At 56.5% G+C, this 3,981-nt stretch carries 3 protein-coding genes; all 3 read right to left on the bottom strand.

Going from position 1 to position 3,981, the window contains the following annotated elements:
- A partial coding sequence (locus tag VGE80_RS23115) for a hypothetical protein (RefSeq protein WP_440594292.1) occupies nt 1-1,854 on the bottom strand: 1,854 nt, incomplete at its 3' end.
- On the bottom strand, nt 1,851-2,858 hold the full coding sequence (locus tag VGE80_RS23110; protein WP_440594291.1) for a serine/threonine protein kinase: 1,008 nt from the start codon (nt 2,856-2,858) through the stop codon (nt 1,851-1,853). The genes VGE80_RS23110 and VGE80_RS23115, both read right to left, overlap by 4 nt.
- 120 nt (nt 2,859-2,978) lie before the next feature.
- The gene (locus VGE80_RS23105; RefSeq protein ID WP_440594290.1) at nt 2,979-3,719 is read right to left on the bottom strand and encodes an FHA domain-containing protein; all 741 of its coding nucleotides are present in this window, start codon (nt 3,717-3,719) and stop codon (nt 2,979-2,981) included.
- Between the last annotated feature and the right edge of the window lie 262 nt (nt 3,720-3,981).

Below are 3,981 nucleotides of genomic sequence, written 5' to 3'. Positions count from 1 at the left end.
GCAGACCGGGCAGACAACGATCCGGTGTTGTTGCTCGAGAAGTTCAATGGTCGTCTCGATGACTTTGTAATCAACACCGAAGGAGACGAATCCCCGGGCTGCTCGGATCATATCGTCCACCGCGTTGCCACCCATTCGCTGGGCCAGATCGACCGTGGTTTCAACGGTGACTTTGCCGAAGTAACGTAACAGCAGACCGGCGGCGAGCTGACGGATCTCATTCTCTTCGTCGAGCAGAGCGCGGTCCCTCAGGAAGGCACGAGTTGCGGGCGGGACCGGCCCGGTCCGGAATCGACCTTCCAGAATCTCCAGACTCCATCGGCGGACGTGTTCCAGCGGGGAATCGAACAATTCGTCGATGAGGCTTTCGAAGGGCTCCACCTGGGCGAGAAGAGTGACGGCATCGGGTAATGACTTGGTTTGAGCGGCGTAGGACTCCGCGAATTTGCTCCGGAATCCCGCCACGGTCCCATCGATGGCAATCGCTGGGGTCGGTCGGGAATGGGAGGTTGATCCCGCGACTGTTTCTGTCGTGACGATGTTAAAAAGCCAATCGGCTGCAGACGCACCGCCAGGCTTCGACACCCCCTGAGGGAGCGGCATGCGCAGTTCAATTCGCTGGTTATCGGTCCCACTCCAGATCACTTCTCGATCGCCCTGAGTGGAAGAGCCCTTGGGGGGCTCACGCGTGATCTGAAATTGAAGACCGGGCCGTAGTCCGGTCGTGGAAAGGAGGAAACGAATCGCGCCGCCGGGTTGCCTGATGGCGAGGAACAGGGGAACTGGTGGTGGGGGAGGATTGCTCCAGCAGGCTCGTAATTCCGCTACTGACGGGGGACGAAATGAGGGCCTGCGCTCCAGGCAACTCCAAAGTCCTTCCAGAAAACTGTCAGGCCATTGCAACTCGAAACGGTTGCCCGTGACACCCAGTTCCTGCTTGACGATCGCCACCTGTTGGGGCTTCAGCCTGGAGAGTTCGCGGCGGAGCTGATCGCGATGCATGGGTTCAAACCGCGCGATCCGCTGGTGTTGAACTGTCGCTAACCGGGCCGGGTGCTCTCCCGTGAGGACGAGCCACGCCAGAGCAGCCCACCCGTAGAGGTCACTTTGGGGTGATGGAGGAACCTCAGGATTAAGCAATTCCGGAGCAATGAACCCTTGAGCATACCGTTCGCTGGGAAAGAGGCCGCGCCAGGTCCGGGCCCGCCGTTCGTCAACGATGTGCTCGGTCCCTAGACAGTGAATCTGATGTAAGCCATCGATCCAGAACGAGGACGGCGTGACCACATTCAGTAAGAGTCGAGATGTGTGCAGAGTCGACAGAAATTCCAGGATCTGACTGAGAACTCGCAATCCAAGGGGGATGTCAAAGTGCGTCGAATTTCGCCATTGCTCCATGTCCTGACCGTCGATTGTTTCAAAGACAAGGACCGGTTCCGACTTGGGAATTTTTCCTGGGCGAGGGAATGTAAACGCGTCCTGGTCGTTACGAATCTCGAGGTAGTCAAGGGGCTCTGCAATCAGGTTAGTTTTACGGAATCCCATGACATGCTTCAGTTCAAACCACGCATGCTCACGACGTGCCTTGATGTATTCCCGGTCGTCCGTTTTGGGATAGGCCAGGGTTCGGATAAAGACGTCGAGGCATTCGTCGTCTGTGGCTTCTGTCAGGACCGACCTGGAAAATTCAAAGTTACGGAAGATCTTCTTCCCCCGGTAAAGACAGGACCAGGGGGTTTCGTGCAGGACCTGTGTAATCCGGTAGATGGCCCGATTGCGCTGCACAATTTCGGGCTCATTCGCAGGAATGTCCGCGAAGTCGTGCGGGAGTCGTGCCCCGATTGGCAACTTCATGTCGGAGCACTTCCCTTCAACAGGTGTTCAATTTCCGCGACGAGTGCACGGCCGTCGGCAGGACGTTCGGAAGGAGTGGGAGAGAGACACCTCCTGATGAATTCCTGGGTCTCTCGCCGGGCGGTTTGTTCGAGCCGTGGCCAGTCCCAGTTGCGGAATGCGACAGATTGCGGTCCCCCCACAGCCGCATTGGATCCGAGAAATTCTTCAGGGCGGCGACCGGTCAGCATATGAAACAAGGTACTTCCCACCGTGTACGAATCCGCCGTCGGCGTCAGTGTGTCGCCCGTCTGACATTCAGGTGGACAATACCCCGGGGTAAACGCCCCCTTGTTCCCAACCGTGGTTCCCAGGGTGAGTCGACAACCTCCCAGATCCAGGAGGGCTACACTGTTCTGTTCGCCGATCAGAATGTTGTCAGGTTTGAGGTCCTGATAAACCAGCTTCCATTCACGACCCTCGCGCTGTGTCGGCTGATGGAGAACCGCCAGCACGTGGCAAACGTGTGCCAGGATCTGTAATGAGGTCCGTTCGGGCATTCCTTTTTTGATCACCTCAGTCAGTGGCCGACCTTCCATCCGTTCCATGATCAGGTAGTGTTCTGAGGAGAGGAGTTCTATGTCTTGATACTGCCATCCGCCCCCCTGCGATTGGAAGAGTTCTTCCAGTTGAGGGTTCCAGTCAAAGACGTAGTCATTGGGGTTGGGGATCCCGTTGCAGCCTCGATTCTTCAGCAGGACCATGACGCGTCGCTCGGTCTGCAACAGCTTGCGGTTCTCGGTGAGTCGCCGCTTGATCCCCTCTTCATCCCTGCTTTGGGCGTAGGTAACAATCCCGTCGAACCGTAGTGTCGTCTTAATCAGGACATTGGCTTCGGTGCAGAGGTCGCGTCCTTCGAGTAGTAGTCCACAGCCTCCAGACGCAAAGAATTTACGAACCTCGTACCGTTCGGCGAGACGCTTGGCGATGACAAAGGGAAGTCCCGCATTGATTCCATGAGGCACCGTCGCTCTGACGAAATCGCGACCGCGATACGAAAATTCATTCCATATGGCGGCTGTTTTGAATGGGGGAGAAGAAGACATGTCACGGAACCGGCCAACGAAGATGAGCTGCCAGGAAGATCACTTGATCGTTTCAAACTTCATCCACACCACACCACCCAGGACGATCGGAGTGCCGTCGGTGAGTGGATAATGCTGGCCGGGGGATGCGAGTTCCTTGCCGACTTGCGTCCCCGTATTGCCGGGGAGCGGTCTGAGTGAAAAGGACTGAGAATCGCGAGCACGCAGCAGTTCTGCATGACGTCGTGAAACTTTCTTCGCGGCTGCCGGATCGAGTAGCGATGCGAGATCAAGATCAGGGAAATCACCCCGGACCGGGTCTTCCCGACCAATCAGAACAACATCCTTGACGATCGGAACGTACCGGATGGGCTGTCGAGGTTTGGCGTCTGAGTAAACAACAATGCAGACCGTTCCCGCAGCGGGGCGACTGGGGCCCGCAGGTTCAACAGGGGGCGATAGTGGCACTGGCGGAAGAGGAGACTCGGGGCTGATGGAATCCGTCGAAGCCCCTTCTCTGCCGACTGTGATACGGGGTCGTAGTTCTGTCCCGCAAGGACAGAACTCGTCCTGATAAAGTGAATCGAAAATGTTGCCACAGGCAGGACATTCCCGCTCGCCGGATGGGGCTTTCTCCTCGACACCACTGGATTCCGGCGACGGTGATGGAGCACTTGAAATGGGCAACGGAGGGGTGAGGGACGCTCCCGATGGAGAAACATCACTTGTTGCCGAACCGCAGACGTGGCAGGTCTTTTGTTGGGGCTGAAGTTCGATATCGCATACAGCACAGTTCGGCATAGAGAATTCCTGCGAACAAGTCGGCATCAATCGTACATAAGTGAAGTCTACCAGAATCGAGGGGATGACTGCACTCGTCCACGAACAAAGCGACTTAGTATCGTGCTGGGACTCGATCGCTCTAGAAGCAGTTTCAAAACCGGTTCAAGCATATCATTAGGCAGGCGAGGTGGAAAAAACCTTCGAAGAGATGTGGGTAGTATTCATGCCGGACAAGAAGTCTTCTTTGATAGCCTAGCCAACTGATCGTGCGTTCCACTTT

The sequence above is a fragment of the Schlesneria sp. genome, from assembly GCF_036405755.1.
GTDB lineage: Bacteria > Planctomycetota > Planctomycetia > Planctomycetales > Planctomycetaceae > Schlesneria > Schlesneria sphaerica.
The sequence above is the reverse complement of the archived record's forward strand: the minus strand, read 5'-3'. Positions and strand labels throughout refer to the sequence as shown.

What these genes read in the sequence shown, in the direction of transcription:
- VGE80_RS23105 (WP_440594290.1), bottom strand. Translation starts at nt 3,719, where the DNA reads ATGCCGAACTGTGCTGTATGCGATATCGAACTTCAGCCCCAACAAAAG.